Below are 22,565 nucleotides of genomic sequence, written 5' to 3' on the forward strand. Positions count from 1 at the left end.
CGCCCACCACCGGGCCGTCGGTCACTCGGACTTGGAGACGTCCTCCAGGTGGTAGTTGCCGAGCGGCGTGACCTCGAAGCCGGACACCTTGTCGCTCATCGCGTAGGCGTAGGGCGAGTAGTAGAGGTAGGCCGCGAACGCGTCGTCGGCGACCTTGGCCTGCAGCTGCTCGTACAGGTCGGCCCGCTTGGCCTCGTCGGTCTCCGCCTGCGCCTGCTTGTTCAGCGCGATGACCTCGGGGTTGTTGTAGTTCGTGTAGGCCGAGTTCGAGCCGCCCTCGGGGTCCACCGCGAACGACGTCCACTCGTCGGGGTCCGGGATGTCCATCGTCCAGCCGAGGATGATCATGTCGAAGTCCTGGGCGTTGCGAGCGGCGCGCACCGCGGTCGCGTCCAGCGAGTTGATCTTCAGGTCGATCCCGAGCTCCTTGAGCTGGGACTGCATGATCTGCGCGACCGACACCTGGTTCGGGTCACCGGCGTTGATCAGGATGCTGGTGGAGAACCCGTTGGGCTGCGAGGACTGGGCGAGCTCCTCCTTGGCCTTGTCCAGGTCGAACGACGGGGCGTCGGGGTTCTTGGCGTAGTACGGCGTCCCCGGGGAGAGCAGCGAGTCCGCGGCCTCGCCGTTGCCGAAGAGCACGGTCTTGACCATGGCCTCGCGGTCCAGGGCGTAGGCGATCGCCCGGCGCACGTGCACGTCCTCGAACGGCCCGCGCAGCTGGTTGAAGGCGACGTAGTCGATCCGGGTCGACGGGAACGCCGTGGCGGTGATGCCGGGGGCGTCCTTCAGCGAGCCGAAGCCGGACCAGTCCGGGAACTCGTCGATGTCGATCTGGCCGCCCTGCAGCTGCAGCTTGCGGGTGTTGGCGTCCGGCACGACGGTCCAGGTGACGCTGTCCAGGTACGGGCCGTCACCCCAGTAGTCGGGGTTCTTGTCGACCTTGACGTACTGGCCCTGCTTCCACTCGTTCCACACGAACGGGCCGGTGCCGACCGGCGCGGTGTAGAACTCCTCGGCCGTCTTGCCGCCGTAGTTCTCGGGGATGATCGCGTTGCTGAACAGCGACAGGTCGGCCAGCAGCGGCGCCCAGGCGTACTTCAGCTTGATGGTGACCGTGCTGTCGTCGGTGGCCTCGACCGTGTCGATCGCGGCGTTGATGAAGCCCCAGCCGTCGGCGCCGGTCTTGGTGTCCTCGTCGATGGAGAACTTGACGTCTGCGGCCGTCATCGGGTCGCCGTTGGAGAACGTCACGCCCTCGCGGAGCTTGATCGTGTAGGTCAGCTCGTCGTCGCTCATCGTGTAGTCCGACGCGAGCCACGGCTCCACCTCGGTGCCGTCCTGGCTGACCATGAACAGCGGCTCCATGATCTGTTCCATCACGTAGATCGAGCTGTTGTCGAACGTGGTGGTCTTGTCCATGGAGAGGATGTCGGCCTGGCGGGCGATGGTCAGGTCGCCGCCCTCGGTCGGTGCGCCGCCGCCGGCGGCGCCGGAGTCGCTGGAGCTCCCGCCCCCGCACGCGGTGAGCGCGAGCGCGGCGACCGCCGCGACCCCGACCGACCTGATCCGTGTTGCACGTGTCATCGACTGCCTCATCGTTCTGCCCGCCGCGGCGGGAGGGTGGGGAGTGATCTGGCCGGCCCGATCGGCCGGGACCGGGGGCCCGGAGGCCTTCGTCCGTCCGGGTGGGGCGACCGTAGCGTTCATTACATTGGCAGGCCAGGATTTCGTCGTTGTTACGTTTGAAACGAGACATCTCCGTGTCACGATCTGGCCATGGAGCACAGGACGCTGACCCTGGACACGCTGCCCGGAGCCCCGGTCGAGGTCCCCTACGCCACCGTCACCGGCGGGGGCGGCGAGGGCCCGCGGGTGACCGTCGTCGCCGGCGTGCACGGCGGGGAGTACACCGGCATGGCCGCGCTGCTCCGGCTGGTGCAGGCCCTGGACCACGGGCCGGACGCCGCCCGGCTGCGCGGCAGCCTGACCGTGGTGCCGGTGCTCAACCAGCCGGCCTTCTGGAGCCGGTCGGCGTTCGTGGTGCCCGCCGACGGCAAGAACCTCAACCGCTGCTTCCCCGGCGACCCGGCCGGCTCCTACACCGACGTGCTCGCGCACGAGCTGTTCGAGGCGTTCATCCGCCCCGCCGACGTGCTGCTGGACCTGCACGCCGGGGACCTGCCGGAGGCCCTCGAGCCGTTCTGCCTCTACGAGGAGTCGCCGGTCGAGGACCGCGCGCGGGAGCTGGCGCTGGTCTACGGCACCGGCCACGTGGTCCGGCAGAGCCGGGCGGCCCGCACCGTCGGCGGCAGCACCAGCGCGGCCGCCGCCGACATCGGGGTGCCGGCGATCACCGCCGAGATCGGCGCGAACGGCATCTGCGACGAGGCGTCGGTGGCCGGCCACCTGCAGGGCGTGCGCAACGTGCTCGCCTGCCTCGGCATGCTGCCCGCCGACGTCGCGGTGCCGGCCGCTCCCCCGGTCGAGCACGACGGCTGGGCCTGGCTGCGCACCCCGGTGCAGGGCTTCTGGCAGGCCTTGGTGGGCGTCGGCGACCAGGTGCGCACCGGCGACCAGCTGGGCGTGGTGCTCGGCCCGTGGGGCGACGAGCTGCACCGGGTGACGGCACCGACCGACGGCTGCCCGCTGTTCCTCACCACCAGCCCCGCCGTGCTCGCCGACGGGCTGCTGCTCGGCCTGGCCCGGAGCTGACCGCCGTGCGCATCCGCTCGGTGTCGGTCGTCGACGTCGCCCGCCGCGCCACCGTCGGCGACCAGGTGGTCGAGTGGGACGGCGACCGGATCACCTCCGTCGGCCCGGACGACGGGACCCCGCCGGCCGCCGGGGACGTCGACGGCCGCGGGCTGTTCGCCCTCCCCGGGCTGATCGACTGCCACGTGCACGTGACCTCCCTGTCGGCCGACGAGTGGGCCGACTCCGGGCACCGGGCCAGCTACGTGGCCGCGCACGCGGTGCGCGCCCTCGGCGCGACCGTGCGCCGCGGCTTCACCACCGTGCGGGACGCCGGCGGCGCGGACGCCGGGCTCACCCGGGCGCTGGACGAGGGGGTGCTCACCGGCCCGCGGCTGCACACCTGCGGCAAGGCGCTGTCGCAGACCAGCGGGCACGCCGACCTGCGCCCGCGCGGCCGCGAGCTGTGGGACCCGCACCCCGACGTCCCCGGGATCGGCCGGGTCGTCGACGGCCCCGACGCCGTCCGGCTGGCGGTGCGCGAGCAGGTCCGGCGGGGGGCGACGTTCGTCAAACTGATGCTCTCCGGCGGGATCACCAGCCCGACCGACCGGCTCGACGGCGTGCAGTTCTCCGACGCGGAGGTCACCGCCGCGGTGGAGGAGGCCGACCGGCTCGGCGTCTACTGCGCCGGGCACGCCTACACCGGCGCCGCGGTGTCCCGGGCGGTCGCGCTCGGCGTCCGCACGATCGAGCACGGCAACCTGATCGGCCCGGCCGACGCGGAGCGGATGGCCGCCGCGGGCGCCTTCCTGGTGCCGACGCTGAGCGCCTACGCGGTGCTCGCCGAGCGGGGCGAGGAGTACGGCCTGCCCGCCGACCGGCTGGGCAAGCTGGCCGAGGTCGTGGACCGCGGTGCCGACGCGGTGCGCGCGGCCGAGGCGGCCGGCGTCCGGATCGCGCTGGGCACCGACCTGCTCGGGCCGATGGCCGACCAGCAGAACCGGGAGTTCGCGCTGCGCGCGGCGGTGCAGACCAGCTGGGAGGTGCTGGAGAGCGCGACGCTCACCGGCGCCGAGCTGCTCGGCGAGGCCGGCCGGCTCGGCGTGCTCGCCCCCGGGGCGGCCGCCGACCTGGTGTTGGGCCGCGCGGACCCCGGCGCGGACGTCCGGGTGCTCGCCGACCCGGAGCAGGCGCTGGCGCTCGTCGTCTCCCGGGGGCGGGTCGTGCGGGACGACCGCTGACCCCCGGGCGGTCGGATGCCGCACCCGGGGTCAGGGGGTGGGGCAGCGCCGAGCGTGGCACTCCCCCCTGACAGTTCCCTGGGCGCCGGGGACCAGACTCGGCGCATGAGCGGTGACCGCGGGACCGACGCCGTCCTCTGCTCGGCGAAGGGCTGCCGCGCACCCGCGCGCTGGGCGCTGGTCTGGAACAACCCGAAGCTGCACACCCCGGACCGGGAGAAGGTCTGGACGGCGTGCGACGAGCACCGCGAGCAGCTCGCGCACCACCTCGCGGTCCGCTCCTTCCTGCGCCGGGTCGACCCGCTGGCCTGAGCACGCGGTGTTCACCCTGGGCACAGGGCGGGGGCTACCGCTGCCCCGCCGCAGCGGGTTGGATGGGAGGTGCCGACGGGGGCCGCCCGCGGGGGCGGCACACCTCGACGGCCCCGATCCGGAGGTGCTGTGCCCGCTCGACCCGTCCTGCTCACCGTCGACGACGACCGCGCGGTCAGCCGCGCGGTCGCCCGTGACCTCCGCCGCCGCTACGGCGACCGCTACCGGGTGGTGCGTGCCGAGAGCGGCGCCGACGCGCTCGCCGCGCTGCGCGAGCTGACCGCCCGCGGCGAGACCACCGCCCTGCTGCTCGCCGACCACCGGATGCCCGGGATGACCGGGGTGGAGTTCCTCGAGCAGGCGATGGACCTCACGCCCACCGCCAAGCGGGTGCTGCTCACCGCCTACGCCGACACCGACGCCGCGATCCGCGCGATCAACGACGTCGACCTCGACCACTACCTGCTCAAGCCCTGGGACCCGCCGGAGGAGCTGCTCTACCCGGTGCTCGACGAGCTGCTCGAGGCCTGGACGCGGACCGCCCGGGCCCCGTTCGACGGGCTCACCCTGCTCGGGCACCAGTGGTCGCCGGAGACCCAGGAGCTCAAGGAGTTCCTGGCCCGCAACCAGGTCCCCTACCGGCACCTGCAGGGCGAGGACGGCGCCGCCATCCGCACGGCCGCCGAGCTCACCGATGACGCCCTGCTGCCGGCCACCGTGTTCCCCGACGGCACGGTGCTCAGCCGGCCGTCGCTGCAGGCGGTCGCGCAGAAGTGCGGGCTGGCCACCACCGCCGGCAGCCCCTTCTACGACGTCGTGGTCGTCGGCGCGGGGCCGGCCGGGCTCGGGTCGGCGGTCTACGCGGCCAGCGAGGGGCTGCGCACGCTGCTCGTCGAGCGCACCGCCACCGGCGGGCAGGCCGGGCAGAGCAGCCGGATCGAGAACTACCTGGGCTTCCCCAACGGCGTCTCCGGCGCCGAGCTGGCGCAGCGGGCCCGTGACCAGGCGGTGCGCTTCGGCGTCGAGGTGCTCACCGCCAGCGAGGTCACCGCGATCACGCCCAACGGCGACGGCCGGGCGCTCAGCTTCGCCGACGGCAGCCAGGTCACCGCGCACGCCGTCGTCCTGGCCACCGGTGTCTCCTGGACCCGGCTGCCCGCCGAGGGCGCGGACACCTTCGCCGGCCGCGGGGTCTACTACGGCGCGGCCGCCCACGAGGCGGCCGACTGCCGGGGCCAGGAGGTCTACGTCATCGGTGCGGCCAACTCCGCCGGCCAGGCCGCGCTGCACTTCGCCAAGTTCGCCAGCCGGGTGGTCATGCTGTGCCGCGGCACCGACATCCGGAACAGCATGTCCGACTACCTGGTCGCCCGGATCGAGGCCAACTCCGCCATCGACGTGCTCACCTGCACGCAGGTCGTGGCCGTCGAGGGCACCGACCACGTCGAGCGGCTGGTGCTGGCCAACGGCGCGACCGGGCAGACCCAGACCGTGCCGGCGTCCCGGCTGTTCGTCTTCATCGGCGCCCAGCCCCCGACCGAGTGGCTGGGCGACGCCTTCGCCCGCGACTCGCGCGGCTTCCTGCAGACCGGCCCGGCGCTGCTGGACGAGGCCGGCCGGCCGCCGGCGGACTGGCCGCTGTCCCGGGCGCCGTACCACCTGGAGTGCTCGGTGCCGGGGGTCTTCGTCGCCGGCGACGTGCGGGCCGAGTCGGTCAAGCGCGTCGCCTCGGCCGTCGGCGAGGGCGCCATGGCCGTCACGCTCGTGCACCGCTACCTGGAGGCCATCGGATGACCGCGACCACCCCGCAGATCGGCCTCGACGAGCTGCGCACCCTCTTCCTGTTCGAGTCGCTCCGCGACGAGGACCTGCAGTGGATCGCCGACCGCGCGGAGGTCCGGGTGTTCGACGGCGACGCCGTCGTCTTCGCCCAGGGCGAGCCGGCCGAGGGGCTGTACGTGCTGCTGGACGGCGGGCTGCGGCTGACCAAGCACGCCGACGGCGAGGACGTCGCGATCAACGAGACCACCCACCGCGGCGCGTACTCCGGCGCCGTGCGGGCCTACGCCTCCGGCCATCCCGAGGACTACCAGACCACGCTGGCCACCACCCGGCCCAGCCGGTTCCTGCGGCTGTCCGCCGAGCACTTCGCCCAGCTGGTCACCCAGCAGTGCCCGATGGCGGTGCACCTGCTCGACGGGCTGTACGAGGGCGTGCGGGCCACCGAGTCGGCAATGCGCCAGCGCGAGCACCTGGTGCAGCTCGGGCACCTGTCGGCCAACCTCGCGCACGAGCTGAACAACCCGGCGGCCGCCGCGGTCCGGGCCACCGAGCAGCTGCGCGGCCGGATGAGCGCGATGCGGCACAAGCTGGGCCTGCTCGCCGACGGCGGCCTGTCCCCCGACCTGGTCTCCCGGCTGATGAAGACCCAGGAGGTCGCCGTCGAGCGGGCGGCCAAGCCGCGGCCGGACCTCACCGCACTGGAGGAGAGCGACCTGGAGGACGCGATCGCCGAGCGCCTGGAGGAGGTCGGCGTCGAGAACGCCTACGACCTGGCCCCGGTGTTCGCCACCGCCGGGATGGACGCGCACTGGGTCGACGACGTCGTCGAGCAGGTCGACTCCGGCCTGGAGTGGAGCGCCGCCTTCGGCTGGCTGCGCTACACGCTGGAGACCGAGACGCTGATGACCGAGATCGAGGAGGCGGCCACCCGCATCTCCTCGCTGGTCGGCGCGGTGAAGCAGTACTCGCACATGGACCAGGCCCAGCACCAGGACCTCGACGTCAAGCCCGGCATCGAGAGCACGCTGGTGATGCTGGCCCGCAAGCTCTCCGGCATCGAGGTGCACCGCGACTACGCCGCCGCGCTGCCCGCCGTCCCCGGCTACCCGGCGGAGCTGAACCAGGTGTGGACCAACCTGATCGACAACGCCGCCGACGCGATGGGCGGCAGCGGGGTGCTGACCCTGCGCACCCGCGCCGACGCCGACGCGGTGTTCGTCGAGATCACCGACGACGGCCCGGGCGTGCCCGAGGAGGTGCGGGCGACGCTGTTCGACGCGTTCGTCACCACCAAGGCGACCGGCGAGGGCAGCGGGTTGGGCCTGGAGAACGCCCGGCGGATCGTCGAGCGGCGGCACGGCGGCTCGCTCAGCTACTCGACCGGGCCGGAGGGGACGACCTTCTGCGTGCGGCTGCCGCTGCACCGGCAGCGGGGGTGAGCTCCTGGCAGGTGCAGGACGGCGCGACCTGCCCGCACGCCGCCGACGCCCGCCGTCCCCCGGCCCGGCGCAGGCCTGCCCGGACTGCCTGCGGATCGGCGGGCAGTGGCTGCACCTGCGCCGCTGCCTGACCTGCGACCACGTCGGCTGCTGCGACTCCTCGCCGCACCGGCACGCCACCGCGCACGCCGCGGCGACCGGCCACCCGGTGCTCGCCTCCGCCGAGCCCGGCGAGCACTGGGCCTGGTGCCACCCCGACCAGGCCCTCCTCCTCCCCGCCCCCTGACCGCTTTCGGCGCCGAAACCCGCAGAGGTTTCGGCGCCGAAACCGGGCTTTCGGTGCGGAAAGCCCCGGACTTTCGGTACGGAAAGCCCGTCAGCTGCGCACATAGGGGATGGTCTGGGGGCCCTCGGGGAGGACGCAGACGCGGGCGTCGGGGCCGACCTTCGCGACGGCCTCGGCGACGGTGGCCGCGATGTCCGCGGTCTGCTCGAGGTGGGCCTCGGCGAGCTGGGCGTCGGTGAGGTGGTCGGTGTGCATGACCACCCGGTGCGCGGACTGGATCCGGGCCTGGATCTGCACCTGCCACTGGTCGGGCACGGTCTGCTCGCGGGCGCCGATCAGCTCCAGCAGCGCCTCCGGCGAGGCGGCGGAGGTCAGCACCTCGCGGTAGGAGCCGTGGTCGGGGAAGCCGTCCTCGCACGCCGCGGCGCAGACGATCAGCCCGTCCGGCCGGGTCACCTGCGCGGCGGCGGACATCCCCTTCACCGACTGGTAGAGGTTCTGGTCCAGCGGGAACCCCGAGCCGGTGGTGACGACGACGTCGAAGGGGGCCTCGACCGGTGCCATCGCCACCTCCCGGGCCCGCTCGATCGCCGTCGCGTGCATCTCCAGCACGTCCCCGCCGAACGCCGCGATGACCTCCTGCCGGGTGTTCAGCACGACGTCGAAGGAGTACGTGACGTCGGTGGCCGCGGCGATCGCCCGGACGTCGTCGTGCACCGGGTTGCCCTGGGTGACGCCCCAGGTCGCGCGCTCGTCGCCGATCCGCCGGGCGTCGTGCAGCACCAGCACGGTGTCCAGCGCGGCGAGCCCGGGGGCGACCATCTTGGGGCCGCCGGAGAAGCCGGCGAAGAAGTGCGGCTCGACGAAGCCGGTGGTGATCCGGACGTCGGCGTCCACCCACTGCTCGTTCAGCCAGACCGGCACGCCGTCGCCGAAGGTGCCCACCCAGCGGTGGGTGTCGCCGGTGCGGGAGTCGTGGTTGACGATCCGCACCGAGTCGACGAGCTCGTCGCCGAACATGGCCCGCAGCTCGGCCTCGGTGTTCGCGCGGTGGGTGCCGGTGGCCACCAGCACCACGACGTCCTCGAGCCGCACGATCCCGTCGAGCTCCTCGAGCACCGCCGGGACCATCAGCTCCCGCGGCTGGGCCCGGGTCCCGTCGCACGCCGAGATGGCCACCGTCTGACCGGGGCGCACCCGCTCCCGCAGCGGCGGACCGGAGACCGGCTCGCGCAGCGCCCGGCGCAGCTCGGCCGGCACGTCCGGGGCGGCGGCGTGCTGCACGGGCGTGATCACCGCGGCACCGTCGGGGACCTCGATCGTCAGGCCCGTCCGTCCGTAGGCCAGCTCCACCTGCTGCACGGTGTCCCCCTCGTCGTCGAGGACCCCATCAGACCACCCGGGGACCGGTCAGGCGTGCCGAGCGACCGGCCCGGGTAGCCGCCGGGCATGACGGAGAGCTTCGTGGACACCCTCGGCGTGCACGGCCGGACGGCGGACGACGGGACGGCGCACCTGCAGCTCGACGCGACCGAGCAGCACCTCAACGAGGCCGGCACGGTGCACGGCGGGGTGCTGGCCACCCTGGTCGACACCGCCATGGGCCAGGCCGTGCGCAGCCTCACCGGCGAGGACGACGTCCCCGCGACCAGCCAGCTCACCGTGACCTACCTGCGGGCGGGGAAGCCGGGCCGGCTCGCGGCAGTCGGCCGGGTCAGCAAGCAGGGCGAGCACCTCACGGTGTGCGAGGCCGACGTCGAGCAGGAGGGCCGCACCCTGGTGCACGCCGTCGCGACCTTCGCGGTCCTGCACACCTGAGCGGCCCGGACGGGGCCTACGGGCGGCGGCCGGCGAGAGTGCGCGCTGCGGTGAGCGACTCGGCGTCCAGCGCGTCGGGGTCGCCGGCGGCGCGGGCCCGCACCTGCTCGTCGAGCCAGCTGACGTGCCGCTCCCAGGCGGACCGCGGCGAGACGCCCAGCGCGCGACCGATCTGCTCCCAGTCGGCACCACCGCGGAGCGCGGCGCGGATGCCCAGCTGCCGGTGCTCGTGCGCCTTGCGGGCGACGACCTCACCCAGAGTCAGCAGTTCCAGCGCCTCCTCCACGTCCAGCGTGGTGGTGACGTCCTTGATCCGCATCCAGTGGTCGTCGTCGTCGGCTGCGTCGTTCGGCTCGTCGATCACCACGTTGTCGCGTCGGCTGAGGAAGTCCAGCCTGGTCACCGCCGTGAGGAGGGAGAACTCACGCTCCAGCACCTCGGGAGTGGTGGCCACCTCGGGCAGAGTGCTCATGAGGGCCAGTATCTCCGGATGTGTCACCGATGTAACGCATCGTGACATCTCTCTCGCCGCCGAGCCGGTCCTCGACAGCGCAGCGTGGCCGGTGCGGGACGACGTGCAAGGGGCCGGCGCCCGCGTTGCGGACACCGGCCCCTCGGCTGCCGGGACCGTCAGTCGGCGATGCCGACGGCTTCCTTCGCCAGACCCGCCACGGTGGTCTGCGCGGCGCTGATCACGCTGGACCGCTTCTTGCGCGTCTCCTCGTACCGGATGATCACGCGGACGTCGTGAGCGCTGGTCAGGCCCTTGACGGCCTTCGCCGCGTCGGCGGTCGACAGCGAGTCGTAGCCCTTGATCGGCAGCTCGTCGGCGGAGACGTCGCCGAGCTCCTCCCGGGCGGCCTTGGCAGTGTCGGCCGCGAGGCGGTTGCCCTCGCGGCGGGCGATCCGCTCGGCGCGGCGCAGCGAGGCGCTGCGGCCGACGACCAGGGTCTCCCGGACGGCGCCGGAGAACTGCGCGGCCTTGCCGGCCACCCCGGTGAGCCGGTCCTCGGCCTCGTCGCCGACCTGCTGCACCGAGTCGACGGCGCGGTTGACGGTGTTGGCGGCGAAGCGCACCGGCAGGTTGACCAGCCGGGTGGCGCCGCCGGCGACCCGCTGCAGCGGGGTGGCCCGCAGCGCGGCCGGGCCGCCGAGGGCCTCCTCGGCGAGGACGACGGTGAGCCACTCGACGGTGGCCTCGTGCGCGGTGATGAGGCGCTCGGCCAGCCGCTGGACCGCGTGCTGCTCCGCCGTCTGGGCCAGCACCTTGAGGTAGGTGGCCCGGTCGAGCAGCTGGTGCTCGAGGCTGAGGTCGGTCAGCAGGGCCTCCTCGATCGGCCCGGCCTGCTCCAGCATCGCCTTCAGCAGGGCGCCGAGCCGGCCCAGGGCGGGGGTCACGACGTCCGGGACGCCGCCGAGGGCGCGGAGCTGCTCGGTGATGGCCCGGGCGCGCTCGGCGGCGTGGTCGGCGTTCTGCTCCAGCTCGCGGCGGACCGCGTCGGTGCGCGCCTGCGCGACCCGGGTGCGGGCGACCTGCTCCTCGGTCTGCGTGAGCAGCAGCAGGGCGCGGAGCTGGTTGACGAGGGGGGTGGTGTCGGTCATGCGGGGCTCCCGAGGTTCGGTGGTGACCTGACGGTTCCCCCATGCCCCCCGACACGCAGGCGCTAACTCTTGCAAGCAGATTGCTAGCAGTGTCGGTCGTCACACAGGTCCGTGCGTGCCCGCCCCGGACGGGGTACCGGACAGGGCAGCTGGGCCTCCGGTCCCCGGGAGCGAGGACAGTGGAGCCGACGCGAGGAGAGCGACTGTGCCGACGGCAACGAGCGACGACGACCGGGACCCGGACCTGGTGGCGGTGAACGAGGGCGTGGACGTCGCCGGCGAGCTGACCCGACCGGGCGGCCTGGACCGCGAGCGGATCCTCCGCGGGGCGGTCGACTTCATCGACGCGCACGGTCTCGCCGCGCTGACCATGCGCCGGCTCGGCGCCTCCCTCGGCGTGGAGGCGATGGCGCTCTACCGCTACGTCCCGGGCCGCGAGGACCTGCTGGACGGCGTCGTCGACATGGTCGTGGAGACGCTGTTCGTGAAGGACGACGGCGACGACCTCTACATCGAGGAGCACCACGGCTGGCAGGACTACCTGATGCGGCTGGGCCACGGCATCCGCCGGATCGCCCTGGCGCACCCCTCGGTCTTCCCGCTGGTCGCCAGCCGCCCGCCGGCCGCCCCGTGGGTGCGGCCGCCGCTGCGCAGCCTGCGCCTGGTCGAGTCCTTCCTGGGCACGCTGACCGAGGGCGGCTTCTCCGACCAGGCGGCGGTGGCCGCCTACCGGGCCTACTCCAGCTTCCTGCTCGGCCACCTGCTGCTCGAGGTCACCCAGCTCGGCGCCCAGGTGAGCCTGCTCGACCAGCCCGAGGGCGACCCCGAGGCGCAGCGGAAGACCGACCTGAGCGTGTTCCCGAACCTGCTGCGGACCGAGCAGCTGCTGTCGCTGGACAAGTCGGCCGCGGAGTTCGAGGACGCGCTGGAGAACCTGCTCGACCGGCTGGAGCGGGTGCTGCACGAGGCGCAGACCTCCGACGGGGAGGTCGCCGACCTCGCCTGACCCGGCGCAGAAAACCACGCGCACGGGGTTTGGCGGAGCGACGTCCGCAATTCACGACCAGGGTTGTTTACGCAGTAAACGCACGGGCACAAGAGGCCCCGGCGGTCACCGCGCAGCACGGCGGAGACCCCGAGACCACCCAGACCCCCCTGGAGGAAACGCCCGTGATCACCCAGCAGGACATCACCGCCATCATCGGCAGCAACGCCGTGGACAGCGACGGGGACAAGCTCGGCAAGGTCGGCCAGGTCTACCTCGACGACCAGACCGGCAGCCCCGAGTGGGCCACCGTCAGCACCGGCCTGTTCGGCACCAAGGAGACCTTCGTCCCGCTGTCGGACGCCTCCGTCGCCAACGGCACGCTGCGCGTGCCCTACGACAAGGCCAAGGTCAAGGACGCCCCCCGCGTCGACGCCGACCAGGGCCATCTCTCCCCCGCCGAGGAGGAGGAGCTCTACCGCTACTACGGCGTGGGCACCGGCACCGCCGGCCACACCGACACCGACACCACGCGCACCGCCGGGTACACCGACACGGACACCACGCGCACCGCCGGGTACACCGACACGGACACGAACCGCCACGGCACCGTCGGCCACGACACCTCCGGCCCGACCACCGACAACGCGATGACCCGCTCCGAGGAGCAGCTCCGCGTCGGCACGCAGAACGTCGAGGCCGGCCGCGCCCGCCTGCGCAAGTACGTCGTCACCGAGAACGTGACGACCACGGTCCCGGTCTCCCACGAGGAGGTCCGGATCGAGCGTGAGCCGATCACCGACGCCAACGTCGGCAACGCCCTCGACGGCCCGGCCATCTCCGAGGAGGAGCACGAGGTCGTCCTGCACGCCGAGCGCCCCGTGGTGGCCAAGGAGGCCGTCCCGGTCGAGCGCGTCCGGCTGGACGTCGACACCGTCACCGAGCAGGAGACGGTCACCGACACGGTGCGCAAGGAGCAGATCGACACCGACACGGACGGCGTCACGGACATCAACCGCAACCGCGACGGCGTCACGGACGTCACCCGCGACCGCGACCTCAACCGCTGATCTCCGCTGAGGGCCGGGCAACCCGGCCCTCAGCCGCGGGACCAGCCGGCCGCCGTCCTGACGGGGGCCGGCTGATCCCGCATGCCCTGAACTCGTCGCGGCCGGTGAGCGGCTGCTCGCCCACCGGCCGCGGCGGCCCACCCCGCACAGCACGCCATCCACCTGGAGACCCCATGGCCACCAGTTCGACCCCGGAGTCCTCGAGCGCGACCAGCGCGCGGGAGACCGAGTTCCGCAACAACACCACCAGCGGTGCCCGCGCCAGCAAGGGCGCCGCCCGGGACGCCGTCGACGCCCAGCACCAGCGCTTCGGCGGCATCAAGTGGGGCGCGGCCTTCTTCGGCTGGTTGTCGGCGAACGGCCTGGCCGTGCTGCTGATCGCCCTGGTCTCCGCCGCGGGCGTCGCCATCGGGCTGACCCAGGGCGTCCCCTCGGCCGACGAGGCCACCGCGAACGCCGGCGGCATCGGCCTCGGTGGCGGGATCGCCCTGCTGGTCGTGCTCTTCCTCGCCTACCTGGCCGGCGGCTACGTCGCCGGGCGGATGTCCCGCTTCGACGGTGCCCGGCAGGGCGTCGCCGTGTGGCTGATCGGCCTGCTGGTCGTCGTCGTCCTCGCGGTCGTCGGCGCCGTGGCCGGCGCCGAGTACAACGTGCTGTCGCAGCTGAACCTGCCGCGCATCCCGGTCGACGAGGGCACCGCCACGACCGCCGGGATCATCGCCCTGGTCGCGGTCCTGGTCGTGACCCTCATCGGCGCCGTCCTGGGCGGCAAGCTCGGCGAGCGCTTCCACCGCAAGGTCGACCGGGCCGGGTTCGCCGCCGCCTGATCGTCCGCAGGACCTGTACCGCCGTCGTCTGCCTGGGGGAAGGCCGTCGACGGCGGTACAGCTGCGTCCGGGGCCTCCCCCTCGGCCGCAACAGGAGGGGCGGGTGGGGCGCCGGGGCCGGTGCGGCGGGCGTGTCGGCCCGGGGACCGCGCGGCGGGTCCCATGGTGGGGCCATGGGGTTCCCGTACCGCACGGCTCGTGCCGTCCTGATGGTCGGGTCGCTCAGCGACCCCGCCGGCCAGCAGCCCCGGCTGATCGGACCCGCGCACGCCACCCTCGGGCTGTCCGGCGCGCGCGGCCGCAAGGCCCTCTGCGGCGCCTACGTCGCCCGCGACGAGGACGTCGCCTGGCCGCCCCGACCCGAGGTGTGCGACGCGCTCTGCTCCGACTGCAGCGAGCTCGCCCGGCTCTGACCGCCGTCCGCCCGGGCCGCTGACCAGGGCACTCCCGAACCACTCGACACCGCAGTCACAGCAGTCCCACGGCGCCGCCCGGCCTGACGGGAACGGTCCGTCCGCTCCGGTAGACACGGGCCCATGGCCAACGTCGCGGACCTCCAGTGGGCTCCCGAGGAGCCGGTCGCACCGGCCTCCCCGGCCGTCTCGGCCGACGTCCCGGAGCCGCCGGCCGCGGCGCTGGCGCAGCTCGCCGCCCACGTCCGGCCCGAGGACCCCGCCGTCGGGGCGCTGCTCGCCGAGGCGGCCGAGCTCCTCGAGGCGGGCACCGGCAGCGGCAGCATGGCCGGCTGGGCCGACGACGCCGAGCGGGTCGACGAGGTGGTCGAGGCGCTGACCTGGGCCGTCCGCCGCCGCGAGGTCCGCTGGCAGGAGATCCCCGTCGACGGCGATCCGGCCGACCGGCCGCTGCGCTCCCCCGGCGAGCTGCTCGACGGCCGCACCGGCACGGCGCTGGACCTCGTGCTCACCCTGGCCGCCGCGTTCGAGCAGGCCGGCCTGCGCCCGTTGCTGTGGCTCGTCCCGGGCCACGCCTTCCTCGGCTACTGGCGCGAGGAGCGGAGCGCCGGGGCCGCGGCGACCACCGACGTCAGCGCCCTGGTCGACCTCGTCGAGCAGGGCCGGATCGGGCTGGTCGAGACCCGGCTGCTCACCGACCGCGGCAACACCAGCGCCGACCTGGACGGCCCGGCCCGCTCCGCCTGGCTGACCGGGGACCTCGCCGGCGTCCTCGGGGTCACCGACGTGCACCGCGCCCGCTCCGAGGGCATCCGGCCGCTGCCGCCCCGCACCGTCGACGCCCCTCCGGACGACGACCCGGCGGACGACGCCGCGGAGGCGCCGGCGGCCGAGCCGGCAACGCAGCCCCGGACCCCGCTGCAGCGCTGCGCGGACACCCTGCTCGACCTGGGCCGGGGCAACCCGCTGGTCGACCTCCCGACGGGCGCCGGCCTGCCGCTGGCCGTGCCGCCGACCGCGCTCCCGGTGCTGGAGGACCTGGTCGGCGCCGGCGCGACGCTCACCCTGCTGGCGACCGACCGGGCCGCCGGTCCGCACCCGGAGCCTGCGCCGCGCCCGGCCGGCGAGCCGTCCGCGGAGCAGTTGCTGTCCGAGCACCGCTCGGTGCACGGAGCCCTCCCGGAGGCCGAGCACCTGCCGCGGCTGCGGGCCCTCGCGCACGACGCGCGCACCGTGCTCGAGGAGACCGGCGCCAACGACCTGCACCTCGCCCTGGGCACCCTGGTGTGGGAGCTCGACGGCGCCCCGGTCCGCTCGCCGCTGGTGCTGGTGCCCGTCGTCTTCACCGTCGACGGCCGGGGCGCCCGGCTGACCGCCGACGAGTCCGGCGCCGCCACCCCCAACGAGTGCCTGCGGGAGCTGCTGCGCCGACAGTGCGGGCTGACCGTGCCCGGGCTGGACACGCCCTCCGCCGACGGCGCAGGCACCGACCTGACCGCCGCGCTGCAGGCGGTGCGCGCCGCCGTGGCCGAGCGCTCGTTGCCGTGGCGGGTGGAGCCGACCGCGGAGCTGGCCGTGCTCCCGCTCGCCGACGTCCGGCTGTGGCAGGACCTCGACCGGCACGCGGCCGACCTCGAGGCGCACCCCCTGGTGGCCGCCCTGACCGGTGCCCCGGACGCAGCCGCCACCGACCCGGCGCCGGCGGCCGACGTGGACCTCGACGAGCTCGCCGCCCGCTGCCCGCTGCCCGCCGACGCCGACCAGCTGCAGGCGGTCGCCGAGGGCACCGCCGGGCGCACCTTCGTGCTCGAGGGCCCGCCCGGCACCGGCAAGACCCAGACCATCGCCAACCTGGTCACCCACGCCGTCGCGGAGGGCCGGCGGGTGCTCATCGTCGCGGGCAAGCGGGTCGCGCTCGACGTCCTCGCCCGCCGGCTCGACGCGGTGGGCCTGGGCCCCATCACCCTCGACCTGCACGCCCGGGGCAGCCGGCCGGCCGTCGTCCGCGCGCAGGTCCGCACCGCCCTGGCCCACGCGGTCGACGTCGACGAGCCGGGCCTGACCACCGACGCCGAGGACCTCGCCTCGGCCACCCGCACGCTGGCCCGGTACGCCGAGCGGCTGCACGCCGAGAACGCCGGCGGGCTGTCGTTCGCCTCGGCGCACGACGCGCTGCTGGCCACCGACGCCGGCACCCCGGCGCTGCCGGTGACGCCGGCCTTCGCCGCCCGGGCCGACGCCGACGTGGTGACCGCGGTGCGCCGCGCGCTCGCCCTGCTGCCCGACATCGCCGGCCTGGCCCGCCCCTCGGCCGGGCACGCCTGGGGCTTCATCGACAGCATCGACCTGGACATCACCGCGGTCCAGCAGGCCGCCGCCGCCGTCGACGCCGCCGTCCGCGAGCTGCCCGGCGAGGGCGGGCTGGCCGGTGCCGTGCGCGCGGTCCGGTCGGTCGAGGACCTGGACACCCTGCTGCACCTGCTCACCGGCCCGCGGGTGACGCTGGACGTGCTCGACGAGGTGCGCTCGCCGCGCTGGGCCGCGGCCACCGCCGACGTCACCGGCGAGGTCGCCGCGCTGACCGGCGCCGTGCACCCCGCGTTCGAGACGGTCACCCCCGACGCGCTCGCGCTGCCGCTGGCCGACCTGGTCGACCGGGCGCGGGCCGTCGCCGCCACCGGCTGGTGGGGCCGGCGCGGCACGCTCGCCGACCTCCGCGAGCAGCTGGCGCCGGTCCTGGCGCCCGGTGCGACCCTGCGGACCAAGGACGTGCCGGCGCTGCTGGAGTCCCTCGGCCGGCTCCAGGCCGCGGTGCACGGCCTCGCGGCCCGTGCCGTCACCATCCCCGGCCTGCAGGTGCCGGCCGGGTGGAACCCGTTCGTGGACGCCGGTCGCTTCGTGCTGGACGCCGAGGTGCGCTGGCTGCGCCGGGCCGCCGCCGCCGTCGACGGCTCCACCGTGCCGGCCGCGGCACTGCGCCGCTTCCTCACCGGCGGACCGGTCGCGGACGCCGCGTCGGCACGCACCGTCGCCCGGCTCCGGGACGCCGTGGTCACCCTGCTCGCCGCCTGCTCCAGCAACTCCGCGCAGCTGGCCGCGTGGAGCGGCACCGACGGGCTCGTGCTGCGCTGGACGATGACCCGCCCCGAGCGCGGCGTCGAGTACGTGCACCCGATGTCGCTGCGCCGCTGGGTGAGCCTGCTGGACACCCTGGAGCCGCTGCGGCTGGCCGGCCTCACCGAGGCGCGCGCCCAGCTGCGGCACGGCGTGGTGCGCGCCGACGACGCGGTGCGCGCCTTCGACCGCGGGCTGGCCGAGGCCTCGGTCGCCGAGCGGCTGGCCACCACCGGGCTGGACGCCTTCGACGCCGGGCTGCACGAGAGCGTGCTCAGCCGCTTCACCACCGCCTCCCGCGCCGTCCGCTCGCACCTGACCTCCGCCGTGCCGGCCGCCGTCCTGGCCGCCCGCCCGGTCGGCGCCGAGGGCGAGCAGCGGGTCGCCGCCCTGCAGCGCGAGCTCGCCGCGCACCGCCGCGGCCCCGGGGTCGCCGACCTGCTGGCCACCGACGTCGACCTGCTCACCACCGTGCTCCCCTGCGTGCTGGCCACGCCGGACTCGGTGGCCCGGCTGCTGCCGGCCACCGCCGGGCTGTTCGACCTGGTGGTGTTCGACGAGGCCTCCCGGCTCCGGGTCGCCGACGCCGTCGGCGCGCTGGGCCGGGCGCGGGCCGCGGTCGTGGTCGGCGACAGCCGGCAGCTGCCGCCCGCCGACGGCCAGGAGGGCCTGCTGGCCGCCTGCGTGCGGGCCGGCCTGCCCCGCCGGTCGCTGTCCTGGCACTACCGCAGCCAGGACGAGCGCCTCATCGCCTTCAGCAACACCCGGTGCTACGACGGCGGGCTGGCCACCTTCCCGGCGCCCGGGCACCGGCCGTCCCCGGTCTCGCTGGTGCAGGTCGGCGGCGCCTTCCTGCGCGCGGACGGCACCAACCCGGTCGAGGCGCGGGCGGTCGTCGCCGAGGTGCTGCGCCGCTCCTCGGCCGGCGCGGCCTCCCTCGGCGTGGTCACCCTGCACGCCGGCCAGCGCGACCTGGTCGAGACGCTGCTGCGCGAGGCCGGCGACGAGCGGGTCACCGAGGCGCTGGACCGGCTCGACGGCGAGGGCCTGCTCGTCAAGCAGCTGGCCGACGTGCAGGGCGACGAGCGCGACGTCGTGCTGCTCTCCCTGGGGGCCGCCCCCACCGCCGGGCCGTGGACCGCGGACCTCGGCCCGCTGGCCCGCGACGGGGGCGAGCGGTGGCTGAACGTGGCGGTCACCCGGGCCCGGCAGCAGGTCGTCGTCGTCAGCTCGTTCGGCGCGGCGCAGCTGCCGGTCGATGAGGGCACCGCGCCGGGCCTGGCCCACCTCCGCGGTTACCTGGAGGTCGCCGCGCACGGCACCGACGCGCTCCCCCGGTCCGCCGGTGCCCCCGACCGGCACCGCGACCAGGTCGCCGCCGCGCTGCGGGAGCGCGGCCTGGTGGTGCGCACCGACGTCGGGCTGTCCGGCTCCCGGATCGACCTCACCGTGGCCCGCGCCGACGCACCCGACGTCCCGCTGCTCGCGGTGCTGCTCGACGGCCCGGCCTGGGCGCGGCGGCGCACCGTCGGGGACCGCGACGGGCTGCCCACCGAGGTGCTCGGCGAGCGGCTGGGCTGGCCCGCGGTCGAGCGGGTCTGGCTGCCGGCCTGGCTGACCGACCGCGACGAGGTCCTCGACCGGCTGGTCGCCGCCGTGGACGCCGTCCCGGTCCCGGTCGCCGAGGAGCCGGCACCCGAGCCGGAGCCCGAGCCCGCCTACGACGGCCCGCTCGCCGAGGTCATCCCCCTCCGCCCCCTCCCCACCGCCGCCGTCCCGAGCGCGCCTTCGGCGGAGCCGCTGCCCACCGAGAGCGCGCCTGTGGTGGAGCCGGAAGCCACCGAGAGCGCGCTTCCGGTGGAGTCGTCCGGCACGCGGAGCGTGCCGCTGGTGACGGCGGCGCCGGCGGTGCGGCGGGCGGCGGTGCCCTCCGTCCTCGGGCCGCTGGACGAGGAGCAGCCCTTCCTCCCCTGGAACCCGCGGCCGGCCGGGGAGAAGAAGCAGCTGGACCAGCTGGCCGACCCTGCCGTCGCCAAGGTGGTCCGCCGGGTGCTGGCCGCCGGGCTCAAGGCCGAGGGCCCGGTGCACCGCGACCGGCTCACCCGGCTCGCCGCGGGGGCCTTCGGGCTGACCCGGGTCGCCGAGGCCCGCCGGGACGCGCTGCTCGGCCTGCTGCCGCGGACGGCCGTCGTGGACGGCGAGTTCGTCTGGCCGGCCGGGATCGACCGGGAGACCTGGACCTGGTTCCGCCGCCAGGCGAGCAGCGCCCAGCGGCCGCTGGAGCACGTCTCCCCGGTGGAGATCGGCAACGCGATGGTCGCGCTGGCCCGCGCCGCCGGTGGCCTGACCGAGGACGAGCTCGTCCTGCGGACGGCGGAGGTCTTCGGCCACCGCCGGCGCACCCCCGCGGTGGCGCCGCTGCTGCAGACCGCGCTGGCCGCGACCGTGGCCCGCGGCCGGCTGACCGTCCAGCCCGACGGCCGCCTCACCGCCTGACCACCTGGCTCTCGACGAGTCGAGCTCTGCCCCCACCTGGGGGCAGAGCTCGACTCGTCCGGGGGGTCAGCCGGCGTCCAGCGGGTTGGCCCGCACCCGGCCGGCGAACCCGCCGGCGACCAACCGTCCCGCGATGGACGACGGCTTGCGGCGGGCCTGCTCGGTGAAGCAGCCGAGGAACTCCTCGGCCAGGTCCAGCCGCGGGAAGCGGTCGAGCACCTCGGCCCGGAAGTCCGCCGGCCAGTCGTCGGGACGGCGACCGGACACGTCCAGCCCGGTCGCCAGCTCCAGCAGGTGCCCCTCGGGGTCGACGGCGACGTCCACCGCCTCGGCCATGTGCGCGACGATCACCTCGCCGGCGCGGCGGCGGCGGTCGGCGTCCCAGCCGGCGCCGGCGGCGAACACCCACGCGACGGCGCCGCCGGCCTCCTCGAACGGCAGCGTCGCGCTGTCGAAGGCGGGCACCAGGCCGATGTCGTGCAGCATCGCGGCGACGTAGAGCAGCTCGGCGTCCACCGCGATCCCCCGCGCCCGGGCGTACTCCGCCGCCCACAGGTGCGAGCGGCGGCAGTGGTTGAGCAGCGCGGGTGAGTGGAAGCGCTCGGCCACCTCCAGCGCGAGGGCGGCAGCGGCGGAGCGGGGCACCAGGTCGTCGAGGGGCACGGGCGGCAGTCTGGCCGCCGCCCGTGCCCGGTGTCCCGCCCCGCGCCCGCGTTGGCAGGAACGCAGCGGTCGATGACCCGATCGGTCAGGCCGACCAGCGGGACAGCGCGCCGAGCAGCTCGTCGTAGTGCCCCGCGGCCTCCGCCGTCCGCAGCGGTCGCACCCGCTCGACCAGCACCTCCCGCGGGTCGGGGTCTGCCGCGAGGATCGCCGTCACCTCGTCGAGGAACTCCTCCAGCGGCATCGCCGCGGCCGACTCCTGCTGCCCCATCAGCGCGGTCCGGACGGCGGGCGGCACCAGCTCCACGACCTGGACCCCGGTGTCGGCCAGCTGTACCCGCAGGCTCTCGGTCCAGGAGTGCACCGCCGCCTTGGTCGCGTTGTAGGTCGGGGTCACCGGAAGCGGCACGAACGCCAGGCCCGAGGACACCGTCATCACGGTGGCCGCCGGCTGCCGGAGCAGCTGCGGCAGGAAAGCCGACGTCAGCCGGATGGTGCCCAGCAGGTTGGTCTGCACGGTCGCCTCGGCCACCGCCAGGTGCGCCGGGTCGCGCAGGTCCTCGGGCAGCATGATCCCGGACATCGCGACCAGCACGTCGAGCTGCGGGTGGCGCTCGGCCACCGTCGCCGCGGCCGCGGCGATCGACGCGGGGTCGGTGACGTCCAGCTGCAGCGTGGCGATGCCCGGGTGCTCGGCGGCGATCCGCTCCAGCAGGTCCTGCCGCCGTCCGGCGACGACCACGGTGTTGCCCGCGGCGTGCCAGCGCAGCGCCAGGCCGAGGCCGATGCCGGACGTGCCGCCGGACACGAGGACGGTGTTGCCGGTGCTCTTCACGTGGTGCTCCTGTCGATCGGGGTGGTCGACCCGACCGTGCGGCCCGCGGCGGCCGAGCGGGAGAGGAGCAGCTGTCCAGGGACCGGCGGTCCCTGGTTGCGGCCGCCGCGGAGGCCGAGGATGGGCACGTGGACCGGAGCGGACTGGCGGACTTCCTGCGGCGGCGGCGGGCGGCGCTGCAGCCGGCCGACGTCGGCCTGCCCCCGGGGGCGCGACGGCGGACCGCCGGGCTGCGCCGGGAGGAGGTCGCGGCGCTCACCGGCATGTCGGCGGACTACTACAGCCGGCTGGAGCAGCGGCGCGGGCCGCAGCCCTCGGAGCAGCTGCTGACCGCGCTGGCCCGGTCGCTGCGGCTGAGCCTGGACGAGCGGGACCACCTGTTCCGGCTGGCCGGGCACTCCGCGCCGCTGCGGATGCACCGCTCCGAGCACGTGAGCCCGGCGCTGCTGCGGGTGTTCGACCGGCTCGGCGACACCCCGGCGCTGATCCTGAGCGACCTGGCCGACACGCTGGTGCAGAACCCGCTCGCCACCGCGCTGCTCGGCGACCAGACCGGGCACACCGGGCCGGCCCGCAGCGCCTACTTCCGCTGGTTCACCGACCCGGCCGAGCGGCGTCCCTACCCGGAGGCCTCCCACGCCCACCAGAGCCGGATGTACGCCGCCGGTCTGCGGGCGGCGCTGACCGCCGACCGGACCGACGCCCGCGCCCAGGACATCGTCCGGCAGCTGCTGGACCGCAGCGCGGAGTTCGCCGCCCTCTGGCAGGAGCACCAGGTGGGCAAGCGGTTCGCCGAGGCCAAGACGCTGCTGCACCCGGAGGTGGGCGCCATCGACGTCGACTGCCAGGTGCTGTTCACCGAGAACCAGGCCCAGCTGCTCATGGTGCTCACGCCCGTGCCGGACAGCGAGAGCGCGGAGAAGCTGCAGCTGCTCGCGGTGATCGGTCGGCAGTTCAGCGCCTGAGCCGGGGGCGGGAGCGCCGG

19 protein-coding genes are annotated in these 22,565 nt (G+C 75.1%); 13 read left to right on the forward strand and 6 right to left on the reverse strand.

Features of this window, described 5'->3' with window-relative positions; translation table 11 throughout:
- Positions 1 to 21: 21 nt before the first annotated feature.
- A complete protein-coding gene (locus MODMU_RS19060) occupies positions 22 to 1,587 on the reverse strand; it encodes an ABC transporter substrate-binding protein (protein WP_014742006.1) in 1,566 nt (521 codons plus the stop codon).
- A 192-nt stretch (positions 1,588 to 1,779) separates the two neighbouring features.
- On the opposite strand from MODMU_RS19060, the gene MODMU_RS19065 reads away from it, so the two are divergent.
- The 6 genes from MODMU_RS19065 to MODMU_RS29725 all read left to right on the forward strand — a co-directional run bounded on the left by MODMU_RS19065 (position 1,780) and on the right by MODMU_RS29725 (position 7,757).
- A complete protein-coding gene (locus MODMU_RS19065) occupies positions 1,780 to 2,715 on the forward strand; it encodes a succinylglutamate desuccinylase/aspartoacylase family protein (RefSeq protein WP_051144025.1) in 936 nt (311 codons plus the stop codon).
- A 5-nt stretch (positions 2,716 to 2,720) separates the two neighbouring features.
- Positions 2,721 to 3,938, forward strand: a complete 1,218-nt coding sequence (locus MODMU_RS19070) for a metal-dependent hydrolase family protein (protein ID WP_014742009.1) — start codon at positions 2,721 to 2,723, stop codon at positions 3,936 to 3,938.
- A 105-nt stretch (positions 3,939 to 4,043) separates the two neighbouring features.
- Positions 4,044 to 4,250, forward strand: coding sequence for a hypothetical protein (locus MODMU_RS19075; RefSeq protein WP_014742010.1), 207 nt, complete (start codon positions 4,044 to 4,046; stop codon positions 4,248 to 4,250).
- A 129-nt stretch (positions 4,251 to 4,379) separates the two neighbouring features.
- Positions 4,380 to 6,044: an NAD(P)/FAD-dependent oxidoreductase gene (locus MODMU_RS19080; protein ID WP_014742011.1), complete on the forward strand. Its 1,665-nt coding sequence runs from the start codon at positions 4,380 to 4,382 to the stop codon at positions 6,042 to 6,044.
- Positions 6,041 to 7,471 carry a sensor histidine kinase gene (locus MODMU_RS19085; protein WP_014742012.1) on the forward strand — a complete coding sequence of 477 codons (1,431 nt, stop codon included), beginning with the start codon at positions 6,041 to 6,043 and terminating at the stop codon, positions 7,469 to 7,471. The genes MODMU_RS19080 and MODMU_RS19085 overlap by 4 nt, the downstream gene beginning before the upstream one ends.
- Before the next feature lie 88 nt (positions 7,472 to 7,559).
- Complete coding sequence (locus MODMU_RS29725) at positions 7,560 to 7,757, forward strand: UBP-type zinc finger domain-containing protein (protein WP_085984787.1); 198 nt, start codon at positions 7,560 to 7,562, stop codon at positions 7,755 to 7,757.
- A gap of 90 nt (positions 7,758 to 7,847) precedes the next feature.
- Here MODMU_RS29725 and larA read toward each other — a convergent pair whose 3' ends face one another.
- Positions 7,848 to 9,119, reverse strand: coding sequence for a nickel-dependent lactate racemase (gene larA, locus MODMU_RS19090; protein ID WP_014742013.1), 1,272 nt, complete (start codon positions 9,117 to 9,119; stop codon positions 7,848 to 7,850).
- A gap of 87 nt (positions 9,120 to 9,206) precedes the next feature.
- Here larA and MODMU_RS19095 point away from each other — a divergent pair, with 87 nt between their 5' ends.
- Entirely contained in the window at positions 9,207 to 9,575 is a 369-nt protein-coding gene (locus MODMU_RS19095) for a PaaI family thioesterase (protein WP_014742014.1), read from the forward strand.
- A gap of 16 nt (positions 9,576 to 9,591) precedes the next feature.
- Here MODMU_RS19095 and MODMU_RS19100 read toward each other — a convergent pair whose 3' ends face one another.
- Positions 9,592 to 10,047, reverse strand: a complete 456-nt coding sequence (locus MODMU_RS19100) for a hypothetical protein (protein WP_014742015.1) — start codon at positions 10,045 to 10,047, stop codon at positions 9,592 to 9,594.
- 158 nt (positions 10,048 to 10,205) lie between these two features.
- Positions 10,206 to 11,177, reverse strand: coding sequence for a hypothetical protein (locus tag MODMU_RS19105; protein WP_014742016.1), 972 nt, complete (start codon positions 11,175 to 11,177; stop codon positions 10,206 to 10,208).
- 205 nt (positions 11,178 to 11,382) lie between these two features.
- Here MODMU_RS19105 and MODMU_RS19110 point away from each other — a divergent pair, with 205 nt between their 5' ends.
- From MODMU_RS19110 to MODMU_RS19130, 5 genes are all read left to right on the forward strand, one after another.
- Entirely contained in the window at positions 11,383 to 12,183 is an 801-nt protein-coding gene (locus tag MODMU_RS19110) for a TetR/AcrR family transcriptional regulator C-terminal domain-containing protein (protein ID WP_014742017.1), read from the forward strand.
- 164 nt (positions 12,184 to 12,347) lie between these two features.
- Positions 12,348 to 13,232 carry a DUF2382 domain-containing protein gene (locus MODMU_RS19115; protein ID WP_014742018.1) on the forward strand — a complete coding sequence of 295 codons (885 nt, stop codon included), beginning with the start codon at positions 12,348 to 12,350 and terminating at the stop codon, positions 13,230 to 13,232.
- A gap of 173 nt (positions 13,233 to 13,405) precedes the next feature.
- Complete coding sequence (locus MODMU_RS19120) at positions 13,406 to 14,059, forward strand: hypothetical protein (RefSeq protein ID WP_014742019.1); 654 nt, start codon at positions 13,406 to 13,408, stop codon at positions 14,057 to 14,059.
- A 173-nt stretch (positions 14,060 to 14,232) separates the two neighbouring features.
- Positions 14,233 to 14,472: a hypothetical protein gene (locus tag MODMU_RS19125; RefSeq protein ID WP_014742020.1), complete on the forward strand. Its 240-nt coding sequence runs from the start codon at positions 14,233 to 14,235 to the stop codon at positions 14,470 to 14,472.
- Positions 14,473 to 14,595: 123 nt separating this feature from the next.
- Positions 14,596 to 20,082: a DUF4011 domain-containing protein gene (locus MODMU_RS19130; RefSeq protein ID WP_014742021.1), complete on the forward strand. Its 5,487-nt coding sequence runs from the start codon at positions 14,596 to 14,598 to the stop codon at positions 20,080 to 20,082.
- 66 nt (positions 20,083 to 20,148) lie between these two features.
- Here MODMU_RS19130 and MODMU_RS19135 read toward each other — a convergent pair whose 3' ends face one another.
- On the reverse strand, positions 20,149 to 20,745 hold the full coding sequence (locus tag MODMU_RS19135; protein ID WP_014742022.1) for an HD domain-containing protein: 597 nt from the start codon (positions 20,743 to 20,745) through the stop codon (positions 20,149 to 20,151).
- A gap of 85 nt (positions 20,746 to 20,830) precedes the next feature.
- Positions 20,831 to 21,580 (reverse strand): SDR family oxidoreductase, encoded by a 750-nt coding sequence (locus MODMU_RS19140; RefSeq protein ID WP_014742023.1) that lies wholly within the window; start codon positions 21,578 to 21,580, stop codon positions 20,831 to 20,833.
- A gap of 128 nt (positions 21,581 to 21,708) precedes the next feature.
- On the opposite strand from MODMU_RS19140, the gene MODMU_RS19145 reads away from it, so the two are divergent.
- Positions 21,709 to 22,545, forward strand: a complete 837-nt coding sequence (locus MODMU_RS19145; RefSeq protein WP_014742024.1) for a helix-turn-helix transcriptional regulator — start codon at positions 21,709 to 21,711, stop codon at positions 22,543 to 22,545.
- Positions 22,546 to 22,565 lie beyond the last annotated feature (20 nt).

The sequence above is a fragment of the Modestobacter italicus genome, assembly GCF_000306785.1.
Classification (GTDB): domain Bacteria; phylum Actinomycetota; class Actinomycetes; order Mycobacteriales; family Geodermatophilaceae; genus Modestobacter; species Modestobacter italicus.

Excerpts from the sequence above, each read along its gene's own strand:
- MODMU_RS19060 (WP_014742006.1), bottom strand. The coding sequence starts at position 1,587 with ATGACACGTGCAACACGGATCAGGTCGGTCGGGGTCGCGGCGGTCGCC.
- MODMU_RS19065 (WP_051144025.1), top strand. The coding sequence starts at position 1,780 with ATGGAGCACAGGACGCTGACCCTGGACACGCTGCCCGGAGCCCCGGTC.
- MODMU_RS19075 (WP_014742010.1), top strand. The coding sequence starts at position 4,044 with ATGAGCGGTGACCGCGGGACCGACGCCGTCCTCTGCTCGGCGAAGGGC.
- MODMU_RS19085 (WP_014742012.1), top strand. The coding sequence starts at position 6,041 with ATGACCGCGACCACCCCGCAGATCGGCCTCGACGAGCTGCGCACCCTC.
- MODMU_RS19095 (WP_014742014.1), top strand. The coding sequence starts at position 9,207 with ATGACGGAGAGCTTCGTGGACACCCTCGGCGTGCACGGCCGGACGGCG.
- MODMU_RS19100 (WP_014742015.1), bottom strand. The coding sequence starts at position 10,047 with ATGAGCACTCTGCCCGAGGTGGCCACCACTCCCGAGGTGCTGGAGCGT.
- MODMU_RS19105 (WP_014742016.1), bottom strand. The coding sequence starts at position 11,177 with ATGACCGACACCACCCCCCTCGTCAACCAGCTCCGCGCCCTGCTGCTG.
- MODMU_RS19120 (WP_014742019.1), top strand. The coding sequence starts at position 13,406 with ATGGCCACCAGTTCGACCCCGGAGTCCTCGAGCGCGACCAGCGCGCGG.
- MODMU_RS19125 (WP_014742020.1), top strand. The coding sequence starts at position 14,233 with ATGGGGTTCCCGTACCGCACGGCTCGTGCCGTCCTGATGGTCGGGTCG.
- MODMU_RS19130 (WP_014742021.1), top strand. The coding sequence starts at position 14,596 with ATGGCCAACGTCGCGGACCTCCAGTGGGCTCCCGAGGAGCCGGTCGCA.